The 24,126-nt window shown below is 65.1% G+C and carries 27 protein-coding genes and 1 tRNA gene; 6 read left to right on the plus strand and 22 right to left on the minus strand.

What is annotated here, in order from left to right:
- Window positions 1–38: 38 nt before the first annotated feature.
- Together CEY05_RS17430 and CEY05_RS17435 are read right to left on the minus strand one after the other, a co-directional pair.
- Window positions 39–668, minus strand: coding sequence for a LysE family transporter (locus tag CEY05_RS17430; RefSeq protein ID WP_088596775.1), 630 nt, complete (start codon window positions 666–668; stop codon window positions 39–41).
- A 101-nt stretch (window positions 669–769) separates the two neighbouring features.
- Entirely contained in the window at window positions 770–2,347 is a 1,578-nt protein-coding gene (locus CEY05_RS17435) for a DEAD/DEAH box helicase (protein WP_198952817.1), read from the minus strand.
- A gap of 312 nt (window positions 2,348–2,659) precedes the next feature.
- Here CEY05_RS17435 and CEY05_RS17440 point away from each other — a divergent pair, with 312 nt between their 5' ends.
- Window positions 2,660–4,255, plus strand: coding sequence for a YdgA family protein (locus CEY05_RS17440; RefSeq protein WP_088596776.1), 1,596 nt, complete (start codon window positions 2,660–2,662; stop codon window positions 4,253–4,255).
- 152 nt (window positions 4,256–4,407) lie between these two features.
- Window positions 4,408–5,094 (plus strand): HAD family phosphatase, encoded by a 687-nt coding sequence (locus CEY05_RS17445; RefSeq protein WP_088597630.1) that lies wholly within the window; start codon window positions 4,408–4,410, stop codon window positions 5,092–5,094.
- A gap of 74 nt (window positions 5,095–5,168) precedes the next feature.
- Here CEY05_RS17445 and CEY05_RS17450 read toward each other — a convergent pair whose 3' ends face one another.
- Together CEY05_RS17450 and CEY05_RS17455 are read right to left on the minus strand one after the other, a co-directional pair.
- On the minus strand, window positions 5,169–6,374 hold the full coding sequence (locus tag CEY05_RS17450; protein WP_088596777.1) for an MFS transporter: 1,206 nt from the start codon (window positions 6,372–6,374) through the stop codon (window positions 5,169–5,171).
- A gap of 324 nt (window positions 6,375–6,698) precedes the next feature.
- Entirely contained in the window at window positions 6,699–6,962 is a 264-nt protein-coding gene (locus tag CEY05_RS17455; protein WP_088596778.1) for a hypothetical protein, read from the minus strand.
- A gap of 705 nt (window positions 6,963–7,667) precedes the next feature.
- Between CEY05_RS17455 and CEY05_RS17460 the strand changes: the two genes are divergently transcribed.
- Entirely contained in the window at window positions 7,668–9,176 is a 1,509-nt protein-coding gene (locus tag CEY05_RS17460; RefSeq protein WP_233161576.1) for a DUF2868 domain-containing protein, read from the plus strand.
- Window positions 9,177–9,252: 76 nt separating this feature from the next.
- Entirely contained in the window at window positions 9,253–10,683 is a 1,431-nt protein-coding gene (locus CEY05_RS17465) for a GTPase/DUF3482 domain-containing protein (RefSeq protein WP_088596779.1), read from the plus strand.
- A 6-nt stretch (window positions 10,684–10,689) separates the two neighbouring features.
- Here the strand turns inward: CEY05_RS17465 and CEY05_RS17470 are convergent.
- From CEY05_RS17470 to petA, 6 genes are all read right to left on the minus strand, one after another.
- Window positions 10,690–10,765 (minus strand) — tRNA-Thr (locus tag CEY05_RS17470).
- Window positions 10,766–10,839: 74 nt separating this feature from the next.
- Complete coding sequence (locus CEY05_RS17475) at window positions 10,840–11,277, minus strand: ClpXP protease specificity-enhancing factor (RefSeq protein WP_088596780.1); 438 nt, start codon at window positions 11,275–11,277, stop codon at window positions 10,840–10,842.
- An 8-nt stretch (window positions 11,278–11,285) separates the two neighbouring features.
- Complete coding sequence (locus tag CEY05_RS17480) at window positions 11,286–11,897, minus strand: glutathione S-transferase N-terminal domain-containing protein (protein ID WP_088596781.1); 612 nt, start codon at window positions 11,895–11,897, stop codon at window positions 11,286–11,288.
- A gap of 143 nt (window positions 11,898–12,040) precedes the next feature.
- Complete coding sequence (locus tag CEY05_RS17485; RefSeq protein ID WP_198952818.1) at window positions 12,041–12,895, minus strand: cytochrome c1; 855 nt, start codon at window positions 12,893–12,895, stop codon at window positions 12,041–12,043.
- Window positions 12,896–12,915: 20 nt separating this feature from the next.
- Window positions 12,916–14,304 carry a cytochrome bc complex cytochrome b subunit gene (locus CEY05_RS17490; protein WP_088596782.1) on the minus strand — a complete coding sequence of 463 codons (1,389 nt, stop codon included), beginning with the start codon at window positions 14,302–14,304 and terminating at the stop codon, window positions 12,916–12,918.
- Between the two features lie 97 nt (window positions 14,305–14,401).
- Window positions 14,402–15,046: a ubiquinol-cytochrome c reductase iron-sulfur subunit gene (gene petA / locus CEY05_RS17495; RefSeq protein ID WP_088596783.1), complete on the minus strand. Its 645-nt coding sequence runs from the start codon at window positions 15,044–15,046 to the stop codon at window positions 14,402–14,404.
- Between the two features lie 158 nt (window positions 15,047–15,204).
- Here petA and mscL point away from each other — a divergent pair, with 158 nt between their 5' ends.
- A complete protein-coding gene (mscL, locus tag CEY05_RS17500; protein ID WP_088596784.1) occupies window positions 15,205–15,711 on the plus strand; it encodes a large conductance mechanosensitive channel protein MscL in 507 nt (168 codons plus the stop codon).
- A 28-nt stretch (window positions 15,712–15,739) separates the two neighbouring features.
- Here mscL and CEY05_RS17505 read toward each other — a convergent pair whose 3' ends face one another.
- Window positions 15,740–16,516: a Nif3-like dinuclear metal center hexameric protein gene (locus tag CEY05_RS17505; protein WP_088596785.1), complete on the minus strand. Its 777-nt coding sequence runs from the start codon at window positions 16,514–16,516 to the stop codon at window positions 15,740–15,742.
- A 20-nt stretch (window positions 16,517–16,536) separates the two neighbouring features.
- Here CEY05_RS17505 and CEY05_RS17510 point away from each other — a divergent pair, with 20 nt between their 5' ends.
- Entirely contained in the window at window positions 16,537–17,700 is a 1,164-nt protein-coding gene (locus CEY05_RS17510; RefSeq protein WP_088596786.1) for a S1C family serine protease, read from the plus strand.
- Here CEY05_RS17510 and CEY05_RS17515 read toward each other — a convergent pair.
- From CEY05_RS17515 to hisB, 11 genes are all read right to left on the minus strand, one after another.
- Window positions 17,666–18,079: a helix-turn-helix domain-containing protein gene (locus CEY05_RS17515; RefSeq protein WP_088596787.1), complete on the minus strand. Its 414-nt coding sequence runs from the start codon at window positions 18,077–18,079 to the stop codon at window positions 17,666–17,668. The two genes, CEY05_RS17510 and CEY05_RS17515, sit on opposite strands and share 35 nt — an antisense overlap.
- A 114-nt stretch (window positions 18,080–18,193) precedes the next feature.
- Window positions 18,194–18,937 carry a twin-arginine translocase subunit TatC gene (tatC, locus tag CEY05_RS17520; protein WP_369825959.1) on the minus strand — a complete coding sequence of 248 codons (744 nt, stop codon included), beginning with the start codon at window positions 18,935–18,937 and terminating at the stop codon, window positions 18,194–18,196.
- A gap of 41 nt (window positions 18,938–18,978) precedes the next feature.
- A complete protein-coding gene (gene tatB, locus CEY05_RS32000) occupies window positions 18,979–19,683 on the minus strand; it encodes a Sec-independent protein translocase protein TatB (RefSeq protein ID WP_369825960.1) in 705 nt (234 codons plus the stop codon).
- 90 nt (window positions 19,684–19,773) lie between these two features.
- Window positions 19,774–20,004: a Sec-independent protein translocase subunit TatA gene (gene tatA / locus CEY05_RS17530; RefSeq protein ID WP_088596790.1), complete on the minus strand. Its 231-nt coding sequence runs from the start codon at window positions 20,002–20,004 to the stop codon at window positions 19,774–19,776.
- Window positions 20,005–20,019: 15 nt separating this feature from the next.
- Window positions 20,020–20,388 carry a histidine triad nucleotide-binding protein gene (locus CEY05_RS17535; RefSeq protein WP_088596791.1) on the minus strand — a complete coding sequence of 123 codons (369 nt, stop codon included), beginning with the start codon at window positions 20,386–20,388 and terminating at the stop codon, window positions 20,020–20,022.
- Between the two features lie 37 nt (window positions 20,389–20,425).
- Window positions 20,426–20,800, minus strand: coding sequence for a phosphoribosyl-ATP diphosphatase (locus tag CEY05_RS17540; RefSeq protein ID WP_088596792.1), 375 nt, complete (start codon window positions 20,798–20,800; stop codon window positions 20,426–20,428).
- The gene (hisI, locus tag CEY05_RS17545; protein WP_088597633.1) at window positions 20,797–21,201 is read right to left on the minus strand and encodes a phosphoribosyl-AMP cyclohydrolase; all 405 of its coding nucleotides are present in this window, start codon (window positions 21,199–21,201) and stop codon (window positions 20,797–20,799) included. Before hisI ends, CEY05_RS17540 begins: the two co-directional genes overlap by 4 nt.
- The gene (gene hisF, locus CEY05_RS17550) at window positions 21,201–22,010 is read right to left on the minus strand and encodes an imidazole glycerol phosphate synthase subunit HisF (protein WP_088596793.1); all 810 of its coding nucleotides are present in this window, start codon (window positions 22,008–22,010) and stop codon (window positions 21,201–21,203) included. The genes hisI and hisF overlap by 1 nt, the downstream gene beginning before the upstream one ends.
- Window positions 22,007–22,750: a 1-(5-phosphoribosyl)-5-[(5-phosphoribosylamino)methylideneamino]imidazole-4-carboxamide isomerase gene (gene hisA, locus CEY05_RS17555; protein WP_088596794.1), complete on the minus strand. Its 744-nt coding sequence runs from the start codon at window positions 22,748–22,750 to the stop codon at window positions 22,007–22,009. The genes hisF and hisA overlap by 4 nt, the downstream gene beginning before the upstream one ends.
- A gap of 89 nt (window positions 22,751–22,839) precedes the next feature.
- The gene (hisH, locus tag CEY05_RS17560) at window positions 22,840–23,511 is read right to left on the minus strand and encodes an imidazole glycerol phosphate synthase subunit HisH (protein ID WP_088596795.1); all 672 of its coding nucleotides are present in this window, start codon (window positions 23,509–23,511) and stop codon (window positions 22,840–22,842) included.
- A gap of 22 nt (window positions 23,512–23,533) precedes the next feature.
- Window positions 23,534–24,121, minus strand: coding sequence for an imidazoleglycerol-phosphate dehydratase HisB (hisB, locus tag CEY05_RS17565; protein WP_088596796.1), 588 nt, complete (start codon window positions 24,119–24,121; stop codon window positions 23,534–23,536).
- Between the last annotated feature and the right edge of the window lie 5 nt (window positions 24,122–24,126).

Raw genomic sequence — 24,126 nt, forward strand, 5'->3', positions numbered from 1 at the left:
CTAGGCATTCTCTACGGAAGCGATGCGAGGCGGCCGGCTCATGAGGCGCGACGGAAGGTCGCCAGGAACAGGCCGGCGGCGATGAAGAGCGAGCCGAACACGCGGTTCATCCAGCGGATGTGGCGCGGGCTGCGCAGCAGCCGCAGCACGCGCGCGGCCAGCAGGGTGTACACGGCCATCGCCACCAGGTCGGTGAAGGCCAGGGTGCCCCCGATGGCGAAGTATTGCGGCGTCAGGGCATGCGCCGGCTCGATGAACTGCGGCACCACGGCCAGCAGGAACACCGTGCCCTTGCGGTTGCTGGCGTTGATCAGGAAACCCCGCAGCACCAGCGTCCGCACGGACACGTGCGCCGGATTGCCGGTGTCCACGGCGACCGGCGCGGCGTCGGTGCGGAACTGGCGCCAGCCCAGGTAGATCAGGTAGGCCACGCCCAGGTACTTGACGCAGGCGAAGGCCAGTTCCGACGTGGCGAGCAAGGCCCCCAGTCCTACCCCGACCACCACGAACTGGAACAGGATGCCCATGATCAACCCGGCCGTATTCCAGTAGCCGCGCGCGAAACCGTACTTCAGTCCGGAGGACATGGCGGAAATGGCACCGGCCCCGGGCGAAAACGAAATCGCCCAGGATGCAAGGAAGAAAGTCAGCCAGGTGGAGAGCGTCACGGCTTGATGGAACGGATTGGTTGGACGGTTTTGCTTGAACGGTTGCTGGCGAACGGCTTGTCTGCCCGAGAGCTTGAAAAGACCGAATCGACAGCGACCGATTACTTCGACAGCAGCGCGGGGCGGCGGGCGCCGTCCGTACGCCGGGCCGCCGGCGCGGCCGGGCGGTTGTCCGCCTGGCGGGCCGGTGCCGGACGGCGAGCTTCGCCGCCATTGCCACCGTTGCCGCCGCGACCTTCCGCGCCGGCACGAGGCGCGCCACTACGCGGCGCCGGGCCGTTGCGAGATCCCGAGCCGGCCGGACGGCCGTTGCCGGCACCGCCAGCACCGCCGTGACCGCTGCCGGCGCGGGCGGCGGCGCCGCCATTGGCCGAACGGCCGCTGCCTTGGCCGGCACGGCCACCGCCACCGCCGCCGTTGCCGGAACGGCCGCCGCTGCGGCCTGCACCGTTACGGCCGGAGCCGTTACGGAAGCCGCGGCCTTCGCGCTCGTCGTCTTCGTCGTCGCGCTCATGGGTCGGACCGCCGACGGGCGGCGTCCAGCCCTTGACCTCGACGCGGTCGATGGGCTTGCGGATCAGTTTCTCGATGGCGCGCAGCAGCTTCACTTCGCTGGGATCGACCAGCGAAATGGCGGCACCCGTGGCGCCGGCGCGGCCCGTGCGGCCGATGCGGTGCACGTAGTCCTCGGGCACATTGGGCAGCTCGAAGTTGACCACTTGGGGCAGTTGGTCGATGTCCAGGCCGCGCGCGGCGATGTCGGTGGCGACCAGCACGGTCACGCTGCTGTCCTTGAAACCGGCCAGCGCGCGGGTGCGGGCTCCCTGGCTCTTGTTGCCGTGGATGGCGGCGGCGCTGAGGCCGTCCTTGACCAGCTTTTCAGCCAGGCGGTTGGCGCCGTGCTTGGTGCGGGTGAAGACCAGCACCTGGTGCCAGCCGCTTTCGCGGATGATGTGGCTGATCAGGTCGCGCTTGTGATGCTGCTCGACCAGGTGCATGGTCTGGGTGACCAGCTCGGTGGCGGTGTTGCGCGGTGTTACCGAGACTTCGCCCGGATTGTTCAGGACGCCGCGCGCCAGCGTGCGGATTTCGTCCGAGAACGTCGCCGAAAACAGCAGGTTCTGCCGCTTGGCGGGCAACAGGGCCAGCACCCGGCGGATGTCGCGGATGAAGCCCATGTCCAGCATGCGATCGGCTTCGTCCAGTACGAGGATTTCCACGCCGGACAGGTCCACCGTCTTCTGGCCGGCGTGATCGAGCAGGCGGCCCGGGGTGGCGACCAGGATGTCCAGCGGCTTGCGCAGCGCGCTGATCTGCGGATTGATGTTGACGCCGCCGAACATCACCATGGATTTCAGCGATGAATATTTGCCGTAGGTCTGCACCGATTCTTCGACCTGCGCGGTCAGTTCACGCGTCGGGGTCAGGATCAGGCAGCGCGGGCGGCCAGGCTTGCGCAGCGCGGCCGGCGCCTGCATCAGGCGGTGCAGGATGGGCAGGGTGAAGCCTGCGGTCTTGCCGGTGCCGGTCTGGGCCGCAGCCAGCAGATCGCCGCCCTGCAGCACCAGCGGAATGGCCTGGGCCTGGATGGGCGTCGGCGCGGTATAGCCGGTGTCGGCAATGGCGCGCAAAAGGGAATCGGCCAGCCCGAGGTCGGCGAAGGTGGTATTGGCAGTCAAGTACAACTCCAGCGGCAGCCTGTCGCTCAAGTTGAGAGACTCCAATCAAGGCGGACGGAAACAGGAGAAAAGGAAGGCCCGGCGGGCCATCGCTTCATGGCGGCGAACGCCGCGCATGGGATGTGTGCCGATTGGCATTGCACACGGCGCGCATTGTAGCTGAACCCGGATAGGCGTTAAGGCAGGCGGGCGGATTTGCGCACAGTTGCCTTCTGTAACTGTTTGCTGGCAATGAGTACGTTTTCGACGTAGCCGCCAGATTTGTAACATCTATAATCCGGGCCTGAAATCAACCAGGAAAGTGGAAGCCTCATGAAAAAGTCGCTAGGAGTCGTGGTAGGCGTGATTGTGGTTGCTGGCGTGGCCTGGGTGGGCGCGTCCTGGTACACCGGCCAGCGCCTCGAAGCCGTGGTGCGCCAGGGCGTGGACGAGGGCAATGCCAAAATTCAGGCGTTCATGCCGAACGCCAAGGTCAAGATCGTCGTCGATTCCATCGAGCGGCACGTCTTTTCGTCGGACATCCAGTACAGCGTGACCATCCAGGGTGTGCCCGGCGAGGAAGGCAAGCCCGTCAAGGACGTCGCCATCCTGCTGCACGACCATGTGGAACATGGCCCCTTCCCGCTGGCTCGCCTGAAGACCGGCGCGCTGGCTCCGGTGATGGCCACCAGCGCTTTCGAGCTGGTGAACAACGACACCGTGAAGAGCTGGTTCGAGTTGACCAAGGGCACGGCGCCGTTCTCCGGCAATGCCACCATCCACTACAACCGCGACGTGGACGGCAACCTGGTGCTGCAGCCGGTCGATATGCAGCATGCCGACGGCAACCTGAAGTTCTCCGGCATGAACCTGCAGGTCGCGGTGGCACGCGCCACCAAGGCGGCCAAGGTCTCGGGTACCGTGGACTCGATCTCCCTGGACATCAAGGATCCCAACGCACCGGGTACCGTCCAGATCACCGGCGTGTCGCTGAACAGCGATATGCACGAGGGGCAGGCTGGCCTGCAGGTGGGCACCAACCAGGTGGCGGTCAAGCAGATGCGCATTGTGCACGCCGCCGACCCGGCCATCGTGCTGAACAACTATACGCAGAACGCCGAGCTGACTGAAAGCCCCACCGGCCTGGCTGTGAAGGCCGTGTACGACGTTGGCATGCTCAACCTGGGCGGCCAGGACATCGCCGGCATGCGCCTGGGCTTTGGCGCGCGCAATCTGGCGGCGGAGCCGGTCAAGGCGCTGGTCGAGCTGTATGGCAATTTGTTGACTCGCGCCATGAAGCAAAAGCCCGGTGAGGATCCGGAACAGGCATTCGACCTGCCGCCCGAGGAGCGCCAGAAGGCGATGGCGGCGGGCAAGGCGCTGCTGGCGGGCAATCCCACGATCTTCGTCGATCCGATCCTGATCCACAACGCCAAGGGCGAGTCGCGCTTCGACCTGACGTTGGACCTGGGCGATCCGGGCTCGCCGGACCAACCCGTCGACCAGATGGTCACCAAGCTGCTGCGCAAGCTGGACGCCAAGCTGGTCATTTCGGCGCCGATGGTCAACAGCATCCTCGCGCAGCAGATGCAGCAGCAAGGCGGGCTGGATGCCGCTACCGCGCAGAAGCAGGCCGAAGCCACCACTCAGGCACTGGCCCAGATGGCGGTCGCCACCGGTTACCTGAGCAAGGACGGCGACAACGTGGTCGGCACGCTGAACTATGCCGACAAGGTGGTCAATTTGAACGGCAAGAAGATGCCGCTGGAAGAGTTCGCCATGATGGTCGCCAGCATGGCGATGGGCATGCATCCTTCCGAGGGCATGGACGAGGACGAGCCTGAAGACGGTGATGCCGATGAAGGCGACGAGCCGGCCGATCAGGTCGCGCCGGCGGCCCCTGCCGCTCCCGGCGGTGCACGCAAGTAATTCGCGTCAATCCGCATGAGTACCAGTCGGCCGGGAGCGATCCCGGCCGATTGTTTTTGCGGCGCGGCATGGCGGGCGCGGTTTCGGGTACGCTTCCAACCTTCCCGCTTTCATTACACTGCGGCGGCCTGGCGGCCGCCCTGCCGATATCCATGTCCCAATTTCCTTTCGATGCCGTCCTGTTCGATTGCGACGGCGTACTGGTGGATTCCGAAGGAATCACCAACCGCATCCTTACCGCCATGCTGGGCGAGATGGGCTGGCAGCTGACCCTGGAACAGACATTGGGGATTTTCCTGGGCAAGACGGTGCTGGACGAAGCGCCGCGCATCCAGGCCGAGACCGGCCACCTGATCGACGAAGCGTGGATAGAACGTTTCCGCGCGCGCCGCAATGCCGCGCTGGAAACAGAGCTGCTGCCCATTCCGGGCGCGCCGGCGGCCGTGCACGCGGTCCACGCCGCCGTGCAGGGCCGTATCGCCGTGGCCTCGGGCGCGGACAGCTACAAGCTGCGCCTGCAACTGAACAAGACCGGTCTGCAGGACTACTTCGGTGAAAATGTGATGAGCGGCCAGGAGCAGGCGCGCAACAAGCCCTGGCCCGATGTGTACCTGGCCGCCGCGCGCGTGCTGGATGTGGATCCGACACGTTGCGCCGTGGTGGAAGACTCGATCACCGGCGCGCGCGCCGGCGTGGCCGCGGGCGCCACGGTATTCGGCTACAGCCCCGGTGGCCCGGGCCATAGCGATGCCAAGGCTTTGCTGGATGTGGGCGTGGCGCACGTATTGCGCGACATGAGCGAACTGCCGGCGCTGCTGGCGGGCTGGCAGCGCGGGTAAGCAAGCGTCCTCAAGCAAACTTCTTTTAAGCGGGCTTGTTCAATCGAGCTTCGTTGACACGCCGCATTGCGCGATCATCCACCCGCTGCCACGCAGACCTCTTCGGCTGGATTGCACGCAGTCGACTGCGTGGATGCGGCGCGGCGCGTGGCGCGCATCAACCACATCGCCACCATCAGGGCCAGCACCAGTACGGCCGTCGCGGCCCAGCCCAGCGCGCCCAGGCCATAGGTGTTGATGACGCGTCCCCCCAGGGCCGCCCCCACGCCGATGCCGATATTCGCGCCCGAGATGTTCAAGGACGCCGCGAAGGCCGCCGCATGCGGCGCGGCCTTCATCACGCGGGCGTGGCACACGATGAACAGGGCTGCCTGCGCAACGCCCCACAAAGCAAGGGCCACCGCCAGCCACATCGGCGTGTGGATCACCGGCACCATGACCAGCAAACCCACCGCCATCAGGACGCTGAACAGCGCCGTGGCGCCGATGGGGCTGCGGTCCACCATGCGGCCGCCCAGCGTATTGCCGATCAGGCCGACCGCGCCAAAGGCCATCATGGACCAGCCCACGACCTGGCCGTTGAAGCCGGCCAGGCGCTCCAGCATGTCGGCCAGATAGGTATACGCGGTAAACATGCCGGTGAAGACCAGCAGGGACAGCAGCACATGGCCGATCAGCAACGGGTCGCGCAGGCTGCGGAATTGCGTGGTCAGCGAGCCGGCGTGGGCGCTGCCCGGTACCTGCGGCATGTAGCGTTGCAGCAAGCCGGCCTTGGCAAACGCCAATACCGCCAGCACCGCGAAAGCCGCGCGCCAGCCAAAGGCATCGGCTATGAGGACGCCGATGGGAATGCCCAGCACGGTCGCCACCACGATGCCGAACGCCACCATCGATACGGCCCGGCCAGCCTTGGCCGGCCCCACCAGGCTGATGGCGGTGTCGCTGGACAAGGACCAGAACACAGGCAGCGCCAGTGCGGGCACGAAGCGCGCGATGCCCATGATGTAGATATTGGGTGCCCACGCCGCCACCGCATTGGCCACGCCGAAGATGGCAAGGGCGCCGACGAACACGCGCTTGCGCGGCAGCGCCGCCATCAGCGCGGTGGAAAAGGGGCCGGTCGCGGCAACCGTAAAGGCGAACAAGGTCACCAGCAGGCCGGCCTGCGCGACATCCACGCCCAGGTCGCGGGCCAGCCCGGGCAGCAGGCCGATGATGACGAATTCAGTGGTGAGGATCGTAAAACCGGCGGCGGAAAGTAGCAGGATGGGCAACAGCATGGGCAATGCACGCGTACCGAGGCAAGCGCGCCTATATCGTTTCGAAGGACGGGGATGGGCGGGGAAAGGACATCGGGCCACGCTACGGCGCCCGGCATTCCGCCAGTGATGAAAGCTTAAGGGAAACGACGAGGGGGAAAAAGCGGTCGCGGTCGGCAAGTTTAGTCGGGCAGCGCCGACAATGGCCAGCAGCGACTTCTGAACGGCGCGCCGATGCGCGCCGTGGGTTTTATGACTGCTGCGTTCGAACTGTTGGTGTTCGAACCTTCGAATCTTCGAACCGTGGATCAGGGGATCGCGCGCCGGCATGGCCGGCGCTGATCCTCAACCGCGCACGGATTCGATGCGATGAACGTGCTCGTGGCGGAAACGGAAGCGCTGCTTCTGGACACGGCCGTTTTCCGTGGTGCACGGCACCAGGTCCGTGGTGTAGGTCGTGGCGCCGTTGAACGGCGCGTTGTAGATCACGCGCGCGGCGATGCCGGGGCCGTGTTCCAGTTGCAGATGAACGATGTCGCCCACGTGAATGGGGGTGTTGTCCAGCGTATGGCTGGCGCGGCGGGTCAAACGAGGTTGCATGGTGGCCATTGTTGGGTACTCCAATCTAGCTATGTGTTGTTATGGCCCGCATCGTGCGGGCATGTCATGGTGTGCCGGACGCGAAGTCTGGCGCCGTAGCGTGGTCTGCCGGAGATAGCTCACCGTCGCAGATCGAACGGTACGGTTGCCACGCCAACCTGGAAACAGATCCGGGTACGGGTGGCACTCGTCATATGTTGTCCCAGTTACGTGACGGGAACATTGCTGCAGATGGCGTAATGGCCTCGTCCGTAAGGATGAGGGATTGCACTCCGCAAAAGACACGCGAAAATGCACAAAACGCTACAAGAACCGACGCAGCGGTTTCGAATCAAGAGACGTCTTGAATTGCGGTGTCTGAAGCCGTGCTCACGAGGAGCAGCCCGGCATGATCCCGAACACTGATTCGGTGGGACAACATCGGGGACGTTTTCAGCGCCAGCGGATTTCCGTGTTTTTATTGAGGACGGGGAAATCGCCTGGGGCGCTCTGCTGTGTGCATGCAGGAAAGCCTGTGCAGACAGCTACGAAAAGACCCGAGCGCTAAGCCCGGGTATGACGAACTTTATGGAGGTTACGCCATCTGCATTCAAAAGTCAACATCCTTCTTCGAACCTCGCCCTTTTGACGCGAAGGCGGCGGCTGGTGCCGGCGAGGACCACGTTACAAACGCTAGAATGCCCCATTGCGCGCCAGTGACCTGACCGACCGCCGTTGAATACAACCGCTTCCCCTGATTCCCAGACACCAACCGCCACCCTGGACGACCTGTGGCTGGCGGAAACACTGCGCCTGCGCGAAGAGCACTGGGGTCCGGTGGACGACGCGCAAGCCTTGCGCCAGGCGCGCGTTGCGCCTGTCCCGCTGCCGCAACGTGTCCTGCTGCGGGCGCGCCTGCTTGGCCGCCAGACCGGTCTGGATGCCTGTCTGGTTACCTGGCGCCGTGGCGCCGGCATCGGCCTGGCGCTGCTGGCTGGCATAGGACTGATGGCCGGCATCGGTGCCGCGCTGGGCGCGCTGGGCGATGGCAGCCGGGCGGTCAACGTCCTGCATGCCCTGGGCGCCTTGCTGGGGCTGCATGCCCTGACCTTTCTGTTCTGGCTCGGCGCCAGCGCCGTCACGCCGCGGAACGCGGGCCAGGGCCTGGCCCGGCTGTGGCTGTGGGCCAGCCGGCGCCTGGCGCGCGGCCCGGATACGGGCCTTGCCGCGCAGGCCCTGCTAAGCCTGCTGGCGCGTGGCGGCGGCCTGCGCTGGCTGTTCGGCGCGGTCAGCCACCTGGTGTGGCTGCTGGCCTTGACCGCGGCCTTGGCGACGCTGCTATTGGTGTTGTCCACCGCCAGCTATCGCTTCATCTGGGCCACGACCTTGCTGGAGCCGCAGACCTTCGTGCGCCTGACCGGCTTGCTGGGCTGGCTGCCGGCGCGGCTGGGCTTCAGCGTACCGGATGCCGCCCTGGTGGCGGCCAGCGACGGCACGCAGCAGTTACCCGCGCTGGCGCAGGCGCAATGGTCGATGTGGCTGATCGGCGCGCTGGTGACCTACGGCATCCTGCCGCGCCTGCTGGCATGGTTGCTCAGCGTATTCATGCTGAGACGGGCCCTGGCCGGCCTGCGCCTGGATCTCGACCTGCCCGGCTATGCCGGCCTGGCGGCGCGGCTGGCGCCCGTTGCGGACATCCTGGATGACGATGCTCCGGCCATGCCGCAGCAGGGGCCGCGCATGGGCAGCGCAAGCGCCGCCGCCGTGGGCGTGGCGCCCACCCTGGTCGGGCTGGAGCTGGCGCCGGATCTGCCTTGGCCGCCGGTGCCTCTACCGGCGGCCGTGGCCGATGGCGGCAACCTGGATACCCGTGAACAGCGCCGGCGCCTGCTCGACACCCTCGCGGCGCGGCCGGCGCCGCGCCTGTTGATCGTCTGCGATACCCGGCAGACGCCGGACCGCGGCGCGCTGGCCTTGATCGCCGAATTGTCCGCCGTCGCGCAACGGACGCGTTTGTGGCTGCTGGGCGAGACCGCCCGCGGTGACACCCACAACGATAGCGACAGCGACAGCGACAGCGAAAGCGGCAACGACAACGACAACGGCAACGACAGCTACAGCGACGCGTTGCCGGCGCGTGCCGCGGCCTGGCGCGCGCAACTGCGCGCGGCGGGAGTAGCCGATGAAGATCTGCTGCACGAAGCCGAACCGGCGCTGCGCTGGCTGGAGGCCGACCATGGCTGATGCATCCGACGATTCCGTTCGTCCCATCCCTGGCGCTGCAACGGCTGGTGAGCCATCGCAGTCACCAAGTCTACCGATGGAACATACCGGATCGACCCCATCCGCTCCCGCGGCCGGGACACGCGCGCCCGCTGACCGTCCGCTGCAGATCGCCTTGGTCGGCCATACCAACACGGGCAAGACGTCGCTGTTGCGTACGCTGACCCGCGACGCCGGCTTCGGCGAAGTGGCCGACGCACCGGGTACCACCCGCCGCGTGCAGGGCGCGCAATTGCGCCTGGAGGGTCGGCCGGTGCTGGCGTGGTACGACACGCCGGGTATGGAAGACAGCGTGGCGCTGCTCGATTACGTGGAACGCCTGGCCGGCACGGAAAGGCTGGACGGCCCGGCCCGCATCCGCCGTTTCCTGGGCGCGCCCGAGGCCCGCGGGCGCTTCGAACAGGAAGCGCGCGTGCTGGCCAAGATGTTGGACTGCGACGCGGCGCTCTACGTGATCGATGCGCGCGACCCCGTGCTGGCCAAGCATCGGGATGAACTCGCGCTGCTGGCGGCCTGCGGCAGGCCGTTGCTGCCGGTATTGAATTTCGTGCGCGCGCCGGCCCATCGCGCACAGCAGTGGCGCGAAGCGATGGCACGGCTGGGGCTGCATGCCCTGGTCGAATTCGACACCGTGGCGCCGCCGCTGGACGGTGAGCGCCAGTTGTACATGCGGCTGGGCATGCTGCTGGACGCGCATGCGCCCACGCTGCAGGCCTTGTCCGACCATCTCATGCAGCAGCGTCTGGAACGGCGCCAAGCGGCTGGCCGCCTGGCGGCCGGCATGCTGCTGGACATTGCCGCCTTGCGGCTGAGCGCCGCGCCCGACGAAGAGGCGCTGCGTGCCGCCGCGCGCGATCTGCAGGATCGCGTGCGGCAACGCGAGCAAGCCTGCATCGATGCCTTGCTGGCGCTCTACAACTTCCGTCGTGAAGACTATGCGCCCGAGGCCTTGCCATTGACCGGCGAGCGCTGGGGCATGGATCTTTTCCACCCCCAGGCCTTGAAGGATGCCGGTGTCAGCGTCGGCATGGGAGTCGCCGCGGGCGCCATGGCCGGCGCCGCGGTCGACCTGATGCTGGCGGGAGTCAGCCTGGGCGCGGCCGCGCTGGTGGGCGCCGCAACGGGCGGCTTGTGGCAAAGCGCCACGCGCTACGGCCAGCGTCTGCTTGGCAAGGTACGCGGTTATCGCGAGCTGAGCATAGACGATGCCGTGCTGCGGCTGCTGGGTTTGCGCGCGCGCAGCCTGATCAATGCGCTGGAACGGCGCGGACACGCGGCCCGGGATCCGCTGCGCCTGGCCGAGGCGCAGAGCGAAGGCGACTTGGAGTGGCGCGAGGGCAAGCTGGCGGACGAACTGAAGGAAGCGCGCAGCAAGCCGGAATGGTCCACGCTGAATACCGCGAAACACGAAGACAGCCCGCGCCTGGCGGCTGCCGTGCGCACGCTGGGCGAGCGCGTGGTCGCTTGATGGTGATGGTGCCGGCTAGAGGAATCGAACCCCCGACCTTCGCATTACAAGTGCGCTGCTCTACCAACTGAGCTAAGCCGGCTTTGGGCGGTCCGCCGCCAGAGGGGACGGACCGCAAGGGAGGCGTATTGTACGGCCAACTACCGGCCGCGGGCCTTACTTGACGATCGTCAGGCGCGGCCGTGGCGGCGGATCGTCGCTGGGCGGTCCATCGTCTTGCGACTCGCCCTGGCCTTCCGGCGTATCCGGCGTGGGATTCTCGCCTTCCGCGCCGGGCTCGTCGGTCTGCACCTCGAAGCCCATGCCGGCACCCGTCTCGCGCGCGTAGATGGCGCTGACAGCCCCGATGGGAACCGAAACGTCTTCCACGATCCCGCTGAAGCGGGCCTGGAATTCGATCAGGTCGTTGCCCAGCCGCAGCTGGTTGGTAGCCAGGTTGCCGATATTCAGCGTGATCTGGCCATCGCGCACATGCGCCGGCGGCACCATGGTGCGGGCGTTCACCTGCACCACGATGTACGGGGTATAGCCGTTATCCGTGCACCACTCGTGAAGGGCGCGGATCAAATACGGCTTGGTCGACGATTCACCCATGCCGGTCCTTAACGACGCATCACTTTTTCAGACGGGGTCAGCGCTTCGATGTAAGCCGGGCGCGAGAAAATGCGTTCGGCGTACTTCTGCAGCGGAGCCGCGTTCTTCGGCAGTTCGATGCCGTAGTGATCCAGGCGCCACAGCAAGGGAGCCACGGCCACGTCCAGCATGGAGAACTCGTCACCCAGCATGTACTTGTTCTTCAACAGCATGGGCGCCAACTGGGCCAGGCGGTCGCGGATGTTCTGGCGGGCACGGTCCAGGCGCTTCTCGTCCGGCTTGCTGTTGCGGTCTTCCAGCTCCGACACGTGCACGAACAGTTCCTTTTCGAAATTGAACAGGAACAGGCGGGTGCGCGCGCGCATCACCGGGTCGGCCGGCATCAGCTGCGGGTGGGGGAAGCGCTCATCGATGTATTCATTGATGATGTTCGATTCGTACAGCACCAGGTCGCGTTCGACCAGGATGGGTACCTGGCCATAGGGATTCATGACCGAGATGTCTTCGGGCTTGTTGTACAGATCGATGTCCCGGATTTCAAAATCCATGCCTTTTTCGAACAGCACAAAGCGGCAGCGTTGCGAAAACGGACACGTGGTTCCGGAATAAAGCACCATCATGGCGATAAGTCCTTGTATGAAAAGCGAAAGGCCAGCGCTGCGAATCTAGCAGGCGCTGGCCCCAATTGCCAGGGGGGCAGCAAGGGCGATGCTGCCCACGGAGGCTCCAGGAGCCCCGCCAGCCCCCGGCGGGGCAAGCTGGTTTACCGGACGTGCTTCCAATAGGAAGCATTAAGGCGCATGGCCACGACCAGGAACAGACCCAGGAATAGCAATACCCAAACGCCCAACGCCTTGCGGAATTGAGCGACAGGTTCGGCCATCCAGGTCAGGAATGCACTGAGATCGGCGACATCATTGTCGAACTGGGCGGTAAGCGCCGGGTTCGAGGCCTTGAACGTCGCGTTGAAGCTTTCACTGCCATGGAAATGCTCGACCGCTTCTTTCTTTACGGTGGCATAACCCTGCGCATCATAAACGGTGGTTGTACGTTCCCAGCCGGGTTCGCCTCCCTTGCCTTCGACTTCGTGCATGGCCACCGTCGTCAACTCACGCGGACCTTGGCGTTCCCAGAGCACGTGCGGCATGCTCACATTAGGGTACACCAGGTTATTCCAGCCGGTCGGCCGGCTGGTATCGCGGTAGAAAGAACGCAGATAGGCGTAAATATAATCGGTTCCGGGCTGGCCTGCAGTCTGGGACTTGGCCCGGGCGATCACGGACAGGTCCGGCGGGGTGGTGCCGAACCACTTTTTGGCGTCCTTGGGCGGCATGGCGACCGTCATCAGGTCGCCCACTTTCTCGCCCGTGAACATCAGGTTCTTGGTGATCTGCTCGGGGGTCAACCCGATATCCTGCAGCTTGTTGTAGCGCATCGAACTGGCCGCATGGCAGTTCAGGCAATAGTTGACGAAGAGCTTGGCCCCATTTTGCAGGGCAGCCATGTCGTTCGAACGGTCCGGCGCCCGGTCCAGCGGATATCCACCTTCTGCCGCCTGCGCGGCGGTACACGCGAGCATCATCGCCGCGGCAACCATCAGCTTCTTGATCATGATCATTCCGTTTCAGGTCCTGGGGCTTAGTGGGCGTGAAAGACGACGCGGTCGGGTACGGGCTTGAAGGTGCCCAGACGGCTCCAGACCGGCATCAACAGGAAAAACGCCAGGTAATAGAGCGTGCCGATCTGCGATGTCAGGTTCAGCGCGGGTGATGGCGGCTGGGTGCCGACATAACCGAGGACCACGAAATTGATCATGAAAATGCCGTAAAGCACCTTGTGCCAATCCGGCCGGTAGCGAATCGACTTGACCGGGGAATGGTCCAGCCAGGGCAGGAAGAACAGGATGACCACCGTGCCGCCCATGGCCACCACGCCCCAGAACTTGGCGTCCAGGACACGCAGCAGCACGGCGATGGCCAGCAGGATGACCGGCACCACCAGGCGCCAGATTCCTTTGAAGTTACCTTTGAGGAACAGCGCGATGGCGCCCAGGACCGCGGCGCCGGACAACACCCAGGTGAAGTCGTCGGTGGTGGCGCGCAGCATCGAGTAGAACGGCGTGAAGTACCACACCGGCGCGATGTGCGGCGGCGTCTTCAGCGAGTCGGCGGGGATGAAGTTGTTGTACTCGAGGAAATAGCCGCCCATTTCCGGGCCGAAGAAGACGATGGCGGCGAACACGATCAGGAAGCCCGCCACGCCGACGATGTCATGCACCGTGTAATACGGGTGGAAAGGCACGCCGTCCAGCGGCCGGCCGAAGCGGTCCTTCGGGCCCTGCTTGATTTCCACGCCGTCCGGATTGTTCGACCCCACTTCGTGCAGCGCCACCAGGTGCGCCGCCACCAGGCCCACCAGCACCAGCGGAATGGCGATGACGTGAAAGGCGAAGAAGCGGTTCAGCGTGGCATCGGACACGACATAGTCGCCGCGGATGAAGATGGCCAGGTCCGGTCCGATGAACGGGATGGCGGAGAACAGGTTGACGATCACCTGCGCGCCCCAGTACGACATCTGGCCCCAGGGCAGCAGGTAGCCGAAGAAGGCCTCGCCCATCAGACAGAGGAAGATCGCCACGCCGAAGATCCAGACCAGTTCGCGCGGCTTGCGGTACGACCCGTAGAACAGGCCGCGCAGCATGTGCATGTAGACCACCACGAAGAACATCGATGCGCCGGTCGAGTGCATGTAGCGGATCAGCCATCCGCCGGGCACTTCGCGCATGATGTATTCGACGGACTGGAACGCACGTTCCGCGTCGGGCTTGTAGTGCATCACCAGGAAGATGCCGGTGGTGATCTGGATCACCAGCACCAGCAGCGCCAACGAGCCGAAGAAGTACCAGAAGTTGAAATTCTTCGGGGCGTAGTACTCGGAAAGATGTGCCTTCCAGGTGGCGGTGGCAGGGAAGCGCCTGTCCACCCAACCCAGCAAACCTGTTGTCTCGACGTGTTTCTCGCCAGCCATGAAGCCGCTCCTTTGCTATACGTGGCGGGTTCCCCGCCCGGCGTATCTGATTCTTGTGTGCGCAGGCACCCACCCCCCGTGACGAGGGGCGTGGGTCCTAGGCTTTGTTGTCTTCGTCGACACCGATGATGATGCGGGCGTCGGTCAAATACTGATACGGAGGCACTTCGAGGTTGTCCGGCGCGGGCTTGTTCTTGAACACGCGGCCGGCGAGGTCGAAGGTGGAACCATGGCAGGGGCAGAGAAAACCGCCCTCCCAATTCGAAGGCAAACCGCCCGCGCCACCTGTCTCGAAGTGAGCGGTCGGCGAACAACCCAGGTGCGTGCAGATGCCGACACAGACGAACAGCTCGGGCTTGCGTGAGCGGTGTTCGTTCTCGGCATACGCGGGAGTGAAGCCCGGCCGCTTGGATTGCGGGTCGGCAACGAGAGGATCGTTGACCTTGAGGCCTTCGAGTTGTTCTTTCGAACGATGAATGATCCAGACTGGCTTGCCGCGCCATTCAACCGTGATCATCTGGCCGACGGGAATATCGCCAACGTTGACTTCAACGGGAGCGCCGGCCGCGCGGGCCTTGGCGGAGGGGGCAAAGGTACTGACAAAAGGCACGGCGGTTGCTACCCCTGCAACGCCACCCAGAGCACAGGCTGTTGTTACCCAAAAACGTCTAGATGGATCAGGCGGCAAATTGGTGGGTACTGCGCCTTCATCATCTCCATGCACCATCGTGTTCTGACTCATCTTCCATCCTTGTTATGCGACCGCTGCCCGTTGGACAACGGTGTGTAGCATTCCCCCTTAAAAGGGGTGTGGATATGTGGCTGGCCATTTGTAACAATGTAGCAACCGCGTATTATAGCCTCAGCCCAATCCAGGGCGTATCACTGTAAGGAGCACGTATGAGCAAAGCGACCGGATTTCTAAAAGACTTCCGCAACTTCGCCGTCAAGGGAAATGCCGTTGACCTGGCCGTTGGTGTCATCATCGGTGCGGCGTTCGGCAGGATCGTCGACTCCCTGGTCAAAGACATCGTGATGCCCCTGATCAACTTCATTCTGGGTGGTTCGGTCGATTTCTCCAACAAGTTCATCGTTTTGCATATGCCCGAGGGCTACACCGGCCCGATGACGTATGCCGAAATCCTCAAGGCCGGCGGCAACGTGTTCGCCTGGGGTAACTTCGTCACCATCCTGATCAACTTCATCCTGCTGGCCTTCATCATCTTCCTGATGGTCAAGGCGATTGCCGGTGCGCGTTCCAAGCTGGACGCCGCGCCTGGCGGCCCCACCGCCGACCAGAAGCTGTTGACGGAAATCCGCGACTTGCTCAAGGCGCAAGCGCTGCAGCAAGCCGCCGCGCCGCAGCCGCTGCAGCCGCAGCAACCGCCACGCACGCCGGGTGTATAAGCGGTCCGGTCGCCGGTGTGAACTGGCACTAGACCGGATTGTCGATATCGACGAAGTCGACGCGGATGCCGAACTGGCGCGCGACGGCTTCGCCGAGTGCCTGGACGCCGTAGCGTTCCGTGGCATGGTGGCCGGCGCTGATGAAGGTGGTGCCGGTCTCGCGCGCCGTGTGCACGCAAGGCTCGGAGATTTCGCCGGTGATGTACACCTGCGCGCCGGCATCCAGCGCTTCGGTGTACATGCCCTGGGCGCCGCCGGTGCACCAGGCAATGCGGCCTGCCGGCTGGTCCGGATCGCCGATCACTTGCGGCGTGCGTTGCAGGCGTTCGGCGATGCGGGCCGTCAACTCGCCCACCGTGGCGATGCCCGGCGCGCTACCCAGCCAGATCAGGTTGTCGCGGCCACAGGTACGCGGGCTACCGTTGGCATCGGCCTCCGGTTCCAGGCCCAGCACGCGCGCCAGCTGCGCGTTATTGCCCAGTTGCGGGTGGGCGTCCAGCGGCAGGTGGTAGGCGAACAGGTTCAGGTCGTGCGCCAGTGTCAGCGCCAGCCGGTTGCGGCGCGGGCCGCGCACGCGGGCGTCTTCGTTGCGCCAGAACCAGCCGTGGTGTACCAGCAACGCATCGGCGCCGCGTTCGATCGCTACGCGCAGCAAGGCTTCGGTGGCGGTGACTCCAGCGATAATATGGCCCACCGATGCCTTGCCCTCCACTTGCAGGCCGTTCGGGGCGTAGTCCTTGAAGCGCGCCGGTTGCAGCGTCTGGTCCAGCCACGCCGCCAGTTCGTGGGTATCTATTCTGTTCATAGCCTTGCCTTCCTAAATTCATGCGTCGACTTTGGCTGATATTCGCCCAGGCCGTCACGGTCAGTCTTGCCATTCTATTCGTGGTCTCCGCGCTGCGGCCCGATTGGGTGGCCCTGGGCGGCCGCGGCGCGCCTGCCGTCCCCGAGGCCGAGCCGCGGGCCGCAGCGCCGGAACCGGCCCCTCCCGCGCCCTTGCTGTCCTTCGCCAACGCGGTGGCGCGGGCGGCGCCCGCCGTGGTCAATGTGTACACGGCCAAGCATGTCGACGTGCCGTCGATTCCCCAGCCCAACGATCCGGTCCTGCGTGGCTTGATGGGCCAGTTGCCGAACGCATCGCGGCGCCATGAATCGACCAGCCTGGGGTCGGGCGTCATCGTGCGCGCCGGCTACGTGCTGACCAACTATCACGTGGTGGAGGCCGCGGACGCCATCGAGGTGGCCCTGGCTGACGGCCGCGAGACCGCCGCCCAGGTGGTAGGTGCCGATCCGGACACCGACCTGGCGGTGCTCAAGCTGCCCGCGCAGTTCGGCGAGACCCCCGTGGCCACGCTGGGCGCGGATACGGGCCTGAAGGTGGGCGACGTCGTGTTGGCCATCGGCAATCCCTTCGGCGTGGGCCAGACCACCACCCAGGGCATCATCTCGGCGCTGGGGCGCAATCGCCTGGGCCTGAACTCCTACGAGAATTTCATCCAGACGGATGCGGCCATCAATCCCGGCAATTCGGGCGGCGCGCTGATCGACGCGGCCGGCAATGTGGTGGGCATCAATACCGCCATCTACTCGCAGTCGGGCGGCTCGCTGGGCATCGGCTTTGCCGTTCCCATCGATACGGCGCGCGCGGTCATGGACGAGATCATCCGCACCGGCCAGGTCAAGCGCGGCTGGCTGGGGGTCGAGCCGCAGGACCTGACGCCGGAACTGGCGCGCGCCTTCCGCCTGTCCAGCAACAGCGGTGTCATCATCGCGGGCGTGATGCGCGACGGCCCGGCCGGACGCGGTGGCCTGAAGGTGGGAGACATCGTGCGCAGCCTGGATGGCAATGAAGTGCAGAACACGACGTCCATGCTGGCGATGATTGCCCTGCTGCCACCCAATCAGGAAGTGGTGGTGACCGTGTTGCGCAACAACCGCTTGATGAATTTGAAGGTCAAGATTGGCGTGCGGCCTCAGCGGCCAAAGTAGACGGTAGCCGCCCCTGGGCAATCAGGCGCACCACCGCCACGATCTTGCGCCGCTCGGCGGCGGTCAGGGTGGCCATCAGGCGCTTCATCTCCGCTACATCGTCCTCGCCGCGCTGCGAAGGTCGCGGCGGGCGGGGTGGCAGCGCGATGGCGGGCGGGCGTATCCGCATCGCGTGTTCGTCGCCGCGCAGCCAGTCGGGGCTGACGGACAGGGCATAGGCCAGCTTGCCCACCGTGGAATAGGACGGCGCATAGCCCGGCCGGTCGGCCAGGATGCGATGAATGGAAGTCTGCGGGACACCAGACAGGCGGGCCAGGTGCCGCTGGCTGCGGATGCCGCGCCAGCGCATCAACGAGGAAAGACGGTCAGCGATGTTCATGCGAACACTCTACGGACCGGTTCCGTAGCCGACAAGCGTGAATCAGTCCTGTTTTTGCCTCTGTGTTCGGACGTTGGGGTAGGAATAATCCGACCCCCCGCGCCTTGCGTCTTCTTATTCCTTTTCCACCAGCGCGTTTTCGCCGTCGGCAACGGCGCTCTTGTTGGGCCGCACCATGCGGGCGCAGATCAGGCCCAGTTCGAACAACAGGACCAGCGGCACCGCCAGCAGGAACTGGCTGACCACGTCGGGCGGCGTCACCACGGCGGCGATGACGAACGCGCCCACCACCACATAGCCGCGCGCGGCGGCCAGCTTCTTGACGTCGACCACGCCGAAGCGCACCAGCAGCACGACGATCACCGGCACTTCGAAGGTAATGCCGAAGGCCAGGAACATCGTCATGACGAAACCGAGGTAGGCCTCGATGTCCGGCGCCGTCGTGATCGAACTCGGTGCGATGTTGGCGATGAAGTGGAAGATGGTGTGGAAGACGACGAAATAGCAGAACGCCATGCCGGCGATGAACAGTATGGTCGTCGAGACGATGAGCGGCAGCGCCAGGCGCTTTTCGTGCTTGTACAGACCGGGGGCAACGAAGGCCCAGGCTTGCCACAGCACCACTGGCAGGGCAATGACGAAGGCCGCCATCATGGTCACCTTCAGCGGCACCATGAAGGGCGTGATCACGCCGATGGCGATCATGTGCGTGCCTTCCGGCAGCGATGACAGCATCGGGCGCGCCAGCAGGTCATAGATCTTGGCGGTGCCCGGATACAGGAACAGCACGACGAAGACCGCCAGCACCGCCAGCACCGCGCGTATCAGGCGCGAGCGCAGCTCGATGAGGTGGGACATGAAGCTGTCTTCTTGTCCTTCTTCTTGTGGGACTTCCTGGCTCACGTGGGCGTACCGGTAGACGATTGAACAGGTGCCGCGGCCGGGGTCGGGGCAGCGGGTGCAGCAGGGGTGGCCGGGGTTGCGGATACCGGGGCTGCCGCGGCAACGCGCAGTTTGCCCGCGACTTCAGCGGGGATGGTCAGGCCGGGCGTGGCTTCCGTGGCGGATGCGATAGCGCTGGCGGGCAAGGCGCCCGTTTCCACCCGGGTACCCGCCGCGGGGTCGGCACCCACGATGGCGGCGCCGGTAGCAGGCTCCGTCGCGGTCCCGGCAGCGGCGCCGGTTGCGGATTCAGTGACGGCTGGCGCATTGCTGTCCACGCCAGTCGCAGCCGGGGTGCCAGCAGCGGTTTCGACATGGGCCGGTTGCCCGTCCTCGTCGACGACAGGGGTCGACAGCGACAGTGCGCCGCTGGCGGCCTTGGCCGCATCATCCAGCTCCTGGCGCAGCGCCTGGGCCGGTTCACGCAGGGATTCGGTGGTGTCGCGCATCGACGTCTGCACGGTCTGCGCGGCATCCTCCATCTCGCTCTTGAACTTGCGCAGCTCGTCCAGTTCGATCTCGCGGCGGATATCGCCCTTGACGTCGTTGACGTAGCGCTGCGCGCGGCCCAGCAAGTGGCCTACCGTGCGGGCGACCTTGGGCAGACGTTCGGGACCGATGACGATCAGCGCGATGACGCCGATCACCATCAGTTCCCCCATACTCATATCAAACATACGACGGCCGTAGTGGGAGTAGGCACCCGCCGGCGGCCGCGCTGCGGCCCACCACGCATGGCGCGGGCTGCGGGATCAGGAGTGGGTCTTTTCCTTGGCCTGGACGTCGATGGTGTCGCCACCGACACGCTGCTGCACCGGCGCTTCGGGTTCGACACGGTCGCCGTTGGCGTCCTTCATGCCTTCCTTGAAGCCCTTGACGGCACCACCCAGGTCGCCGCCGATGTTGCGCAGCTTCTTAGTACCAAAAATCATCGCCACCACGACGAGGACGATCAACCAATGCCAAATGCTGAGACTGCCCATGACGGTTCTCCGTAATCAAGCGTTCGGGGCTGCGCGACCCGCCCAGGGTCGCGAACCGCCAATAATGTGTAAATGCAGATGCGGGACTTCTTGTCCGCCTTCTACGCCGGAATTGACGACGATGCGGAATCCGCCTTGTGGGCCCGGATTGCAGCCGTTTTCGGCCGCCAATCGAGGCGCCAATGCCATCATTCTACCCAACCAGCCCGCGTCCTCGGGTGTCACGTCCTGCATGGACGCCAGATGGCGGCGCGGAATGAGCAGAAGATGCACCGGCGCGGCGGGATTGATGTCGTGGAAGGCGACGAAATCGTCGTCTTCGTAGACCTTCTTCGCCGGAATCTCGCCACGGCCGATCTTGCAGAAGATACAGTTTTCGCTCATGAGACCTCGATAGGGAATGGCACCCTGGAAACCGGCTTCAGGACGCCGGCCGGCTGGCTTTTTCGGCCAGGCCCGACATACCTTCGCGGCGGGCCAGTTCGGCCAGCACGTCTTCGGGGCGCAGATTGTAGTGGGCCAAGGCGACAAGGCAATGAAACCACAGGTCGGCCGTTTCATAGACGATCTTGTCCGCCACGCCATCCTTGGCGGCCATGACCAGTTCCGTGGCCTCTTCGCCGATCTTCTTCAGGAAGGCGTCCGGGCCGCGCGCCAGCAACTTGGCCGAATAGGAAGCCGCCGGGTCGCCGCCGTTCCGCGGGAGGCGGGTTTCCAGCATGTCGGCGATGCGTGCCAGCACATCGGCCGTCTTTGCGTCCGCGGCATTTGCGTCCACGTTTTGGGCGGCATTCATTTGTAGATCAGCTCCGGATCCTTCAGCACCGGATCGACGGTGGTCCAGGCGGCGTCCGCGTCCTGGCCGTCCAGGCGGCGGAAAAAGCAGCTGGCGCGACCGGTGTGGCAGGCGATGCCGCCCTGCTGCTCTACCTTCAGCAGCACCACGTCGCCGTCGCAATCCAGGCGCAACTCGCGCACCAGCTGCGCGTGGCCGGACTCTTCGCCCTTGCGCCACAGGCGCTGGCGCGAGCGCGACCAGTACACGGCGCGACCGGTGGCGGCGGTCTCGGCCAGCGATTCGCTATTCATCCAGGCCACCATCAGGATCTGGCCATTGGCGGCGTCCTGGGCAATGGCGGGTATCAGGCCGTTGGCGTCGAATTCGACGTCGGCCAACCAGGCGGGAGTGTTATCCATCATGCGTCCAATCGTACCGCAATGCCTTGATCGGCCATGAAACGTTTGCATTCGCCCACGGTGTGCTCACCGTAGTGGAAGATGCTGGCGGCCAGCACCGCGCTGGCGCGGCCGGTGGTGACACCGTCGGCCAGATGCTGCAGCGTACCCACGCCGCCCGAAGCGATCACGGGCACGGGCACGGCGTCGGACACGGCACGGGTCAGGGCCAGGTCGAAACCGGACTTGGTACCGTCGCGGTCCATGCTGGTCAGCAGGATCTCGCCGGCGCCGTATTGGGCCATGCGGCGCGCCCATTGGACGGCATCGATGCCGGTGGCCTTGCGCCCGCCATGGGTGAATACTTCCCAGCGGTCAGCGGCACCGGGCTCCGACACGCGGCGCGCGTCGATGGCGACAACGATGCACTGCGAACCGTGGAAGTCCGCGGCCGCGCGTACCAGTTCCGGATTGGCCACGGCAGCGCTATTGATGCTGATCTTGTCGGCGCCGGCGTTGAGCAGGCGCTGGATGTCCGAGACCTGGCGCACACCGCCGCCCACGGTCAGGGGAATGAACACTTCCGAGGCCACCTGCTCGATGATGGGCAGGATCAGGTCGCGGCCATCGCTGGTCGCGGTGATGTCCAGGAAGGTCAGTTCGTCAGCGCCCTGCTGGTCGTAGCGGCGCGCGATTTCGACGGGGTCGCCCGCATCGATCAGGTTGACGAAGTTCACGCCCTTGACGACCCGCCCGGCGGTCACGTCCAGGCAGGGAATGATGCGCCGCGTCAAAGCGTTGACCGCGGTGCCCGTTGCGCTGTCTGTCATTGCTTGCCCAGTTCGTCGGCGCGCGTCTGCGCGACCTGGAAGTCGAGCGCGCCTTCGTAGATGCTGCGGCCCAGGATGGCGCCTTCGACACCTTCTTCCTCGACGGCGCACAGGGCTTCGATGTCCTGCAGGCCGGCGATGCCGCCCGAGGCGTAGATGGGAATGCGCACGTGTTGCGCCAGGCGCACGGTGGCATCCACGTTCACGCCGGACAGCATGCCGTCGCGGCCGATGTCGGTGTAGATGATGGCTTCGCAGCCGTAGTCCTCGAACTTGCTGGCCAGGTCCAGCACGTCGTGGCGGGTCAGCTTGCTCCAGCCGTCGGTGGCGACCTTGCCGTCACGCGCGTCCAGGCCGACGATGATGCTGCCGGGGAAGGCGCCGCAGGCATCGTGCAGGAAACCGGGGTTCTTTACCGCGGCGGTGCCGATGATGACGTAGGAAATGCCGCTGTCGAGATAGCGCTCGATGGTGTCGAGGTCGCGGATGCCGCCCCCGATCTGTACCGGGATCTCGTCGCCGACGGCGTCGACGATGGCCTTGATGACGGCCTCGTTGCGCGGCTTGCCGGCAACCGCGCCATTCAGGTCCACCAGATGCAGACGGCGCGCGCCCTGCTCCAGCCAGTGGGTGGCCATGGCGGCGGGGTCTTCGGAGAACACCGTTGCATCGTCCAGGTCTCCCTGGCGCAGGCGGACACAGCGTCCGTCTTTAAGGTCGATGGCGGGGATCAGCAGCATGATTGATAGCGCGTAAAAATTTTAGTTGGTCGGAACAGAAGGGGCCAGGCCGGCAGACGTCGCTGCCGCGTTGGGGCGGCAGCAGGCAGTCATGGGCGCCAGTCTACAAAATTGCGGTACATGCGCAAGCCATGTTCGGCACTCTTCTCGGGGTGGAATTGCACCGCGAAAATGTTATCCGCCGCTACCGCGCAGGTAAAGGAACCGCCGTAATCGCTTTCCCCAACAATAATCGAAGGATCGGCGGGCACGGCGTAATAACTATGCACGAAATAGAAGTGCGTCTGGTCCGGAATGCCGGCCCAGATAGGATGAGAGCCCGACTGGCGCACTTGGTTCCAGCCCATGTGCGGCACTTTCAGCAGTTCCTGCTGCGGCTGCGCCGGGTGCTCTTCATAGGCGCCGATGGGCGCGGCGTACTGCGGGCCGCTGAAACGGTGCACCACGCCCGGGAAAATGCCCAGGCAGATGGTCGGCCCTTCCTCGCTGGTGTCGAACAGCATTTGTTCGCCCACGCACACGGCCAGCAGCGGCTTGGCGCGGGCGGCGCGCTTGACGGCGTCGCGCAGGCCCGATTCGTTGAGCGTGCGCATGCAGTCCGCCATGGCGCCCTGGCCGGGGAAGACCACGCGGTCGGCCGCGTCGATGTCGGCGGCCTGGTTGCAGATACGGATGTCGGCGTCCGGCGCGGCGTGCGCAACGGCACGCGCCACCGAATGGAAATTGCCCATGCCGTAGTCGACGATAGCGATGGTAGTCACGAAGGTATGCCCGATAGCCTGATTACAGAACGCCCTTGGTGGACGGCACCACGCCCTGGCTGCGCGGATCGCGCTCGATCGCCATGCGCAGCGCGCGGCCACAGGCCTTGAAGACGGTTTCGCACTGGTGATGCGCGTTCTGGCCGCGCAGATTGTCCACGTGCAGGGTGATCAGGGCGTGGTTGACCAGGCCCTGGAAGAATTCGCGAGTCAGGTCGACGTCGAACTTGCCGATGTGCGAACGCGTGAACGGAACGTGAAATTCCAGGCCGGGACGGCCGGAGAAGTCCACCACCACACGCGACAGGGCTTCGTCCAGCGGCACGTAGGCATGGCCGTAGCGCATGATGCCCTTCTTGTCGCCGATGGCGGCCGCGATGGCCTGGCCCAGCGTAATGCCGACGTCTTCCACCGAATGGTGGTCATCGATGTGCAGGTCGCCGTCGCACTTCACTTCCAGATCGATCAAGCCGTGGCGGGCGATCTGATCCAGCATGTGGTCGAGGAAAGGCACGCCCGTGTCTATGGCCTGACGGCCGGTGCCGTCCAGGTTGATCGCCACGCGGATGCGCGTTTCGTTGGTGTTGCGGGTAATTTCGGCGGTACGCATGGAGT

Source organism: Achromobacter sp. HZ34 (genome assembly GCF_002209485.1).
Classification (GTDB): Bacteria; Pseudomonadota; Gammaproteobacteria; order Burkholderiales; family Burkholderiaceae_B; genus Bordetella_C.

What these genes read in the sequence shown, in the direction of transcription:
- CEY05_RS17440 (WP_088596776.1), top strand. Translation starts at nt 2,660, where the DNA reads ATGAAAAAGTCGCTAGGAGTCGTGGTAGGCGTGATTGTGGTTGCTGGC.
- CEY05_RS17445 (WP_088597630.1), top strand. Translation starts at nt 4,408, where the DNA reads ATGTCCCAATTTCCTTTCGATGCCGTCCTGTTCGATTGCGACGGCGTA.
- CEY05_RS17450 (WP_088596777.1), bottom strand. Translation starts at nt 6,374, where the DNA reads ATGCTGTTGCCCATCCTGCTACTTTCCGCCGCCGGTTTTACGATCCTC.
- CEY05_RS17455 (WP_088596778.1), bottom strand. Translation starts at nt 6,962, where the DNA reads ATGGCCACCATGCAACCTCGTTTGACCCGCCGCGCCAGCCATACGCTG.
- CEY05_RS17465 (WP_088596779.1), top strand. Translation starts at nt 9,253, where the DNA reads ATGGAACATACCGGATCGACCCCATCCGCTCCCGCGGCCGGGACACGC.
- CEY05_RS17475 (WP_088596780.1), bottom strand. Translation starts at nt 11,277, where the DNA reads ATGGGTGAATCGTCGACCAAGCCGTATTTGATCCGCGCCCTTCACGAG.
- CEY05_RS17480 (WP_088596781.1), bottom strand. Translation starts at nt 11,897, where the DNA reads ATGATGGTGCTTTATTCCGGAACCACGTGTCCGTTTTCGCAACGCTGC.
- CEY05_RS17485 (WP_198952818.1), bottom strand. Translation starts at nt 12,895, where the DNA reads ATGATCATGATCAAGAAGCTGATGGTTGCCGCGGCGATGATGCTCGCG.
- CEY05_RS17490 (WP_088596782.1), bottom strand. Translation starts at nt 14,304, where the DNA reads ATGGCTGGCGAGAAACACGTCGAGACAACAGGTTTGCTGGGTTGGGTG.
- petA (WP_088596783.1), bottom strand. Translation starts at nt 15,046, where the DNA reads ATGAGTCAGAACACGATGGTGCATGGAGATGATGAAGGCGCAGTACCC.
- mscL (WP_088596784.1), top strand. Translation starts at nt 15,205, where the DNA reads ATGAGCAAAGCGACCGGATTTCTAAAAGACTTCCGCAACTTCGCCGTC.
- CEY05_RS17505 (WP_088596785.1), bottom strand. Translation starts at nt 16,516, where the DNA reads ATGAACAGAATAGATACCCACGAACTGGCGGCGTGGCTGGACCAGACG.
- CEY05_RS17510 (WP_088596786.1), top strand. Translation starts at nt 16,537, where the DNA reads ATGCGTCGACTTTGGCTGATATTCGCCCAGGCCGTCACGGTCAGTCTT.
- CEY05_RS17515 (WP_088596787.1), bottom strand. Translation starts at nt 18,079, where the DNA reads ATGAACATCGCTGACCGTCTTTCCTCGTTGATGCGCTGGCGCGGCATC.
- tatC (WP_369825959.1), bottom strand. Translation starts at nt 18,937, where the DNA reads ATGTCCCACCTCATCGAGCTGCGCTCGCGCCTGATACGCGCGGTGCTG.
- tatB (WP_369825960.1), bottom strand. Translation starts at nt 19,683, where the DNA reads ATGGGGGAACTGATGGTGATCGGCGTCATCGCGCTGATCGTCATCGGT.
- tatA (WP_088596790.1), bottom strand. Translation starts at nt 20,004, where the DNA reads ATGGGCAGTCTCAGCATTTGGCATTGGTTGATCGTCCTCGTCGTGGTG.
- CEY05_RS17535 (WP_088596791.1), bottom strand. Translation starts at nt 20,388, where the DNA reads ATGAGCGAAAACTGTATCTTCTGCAAGATCGGCCGTGGCGAGATTCCG.
- CEY05_RS17540 (WP_088596792.1), bottom strand. Translation starts at nt 20,800, where the DNA reads ATGAATGCCGCCCAAAACGTGGACGCAAATGCCGCGGACGCAAAGACG.
- hisI (WP_088597633.1), bottom strand. Translation starts at nt 21,201, where the DNA reads ATGGATAACACTCCCGCCTGGTTGGCCGACGTCGAATTCGACGCCAAC.
- hisF (WP_088596793.1), bottom strand. Translation starts at nt 22,010, where the DNA reads ATGACAGACAGCGCAACGGGCACCGCGGTCAACGCTTTGACGCGGCGC.
- hisA (WP_088596794.1), bottom strand. Translation starts at nt 22,750, where the DNA reads ATGCTGCTGATCCCCGCCATCGACCTTAAAGACGGACGCTGTGTCCGC.
- hisB (WP_088596796.1), bottom strand. Translation starts at nt 24,121, where the DNA reads ATGCGTACCGCCGAAATTACCCGCAACACCAACGAAACGCGCATCCGC.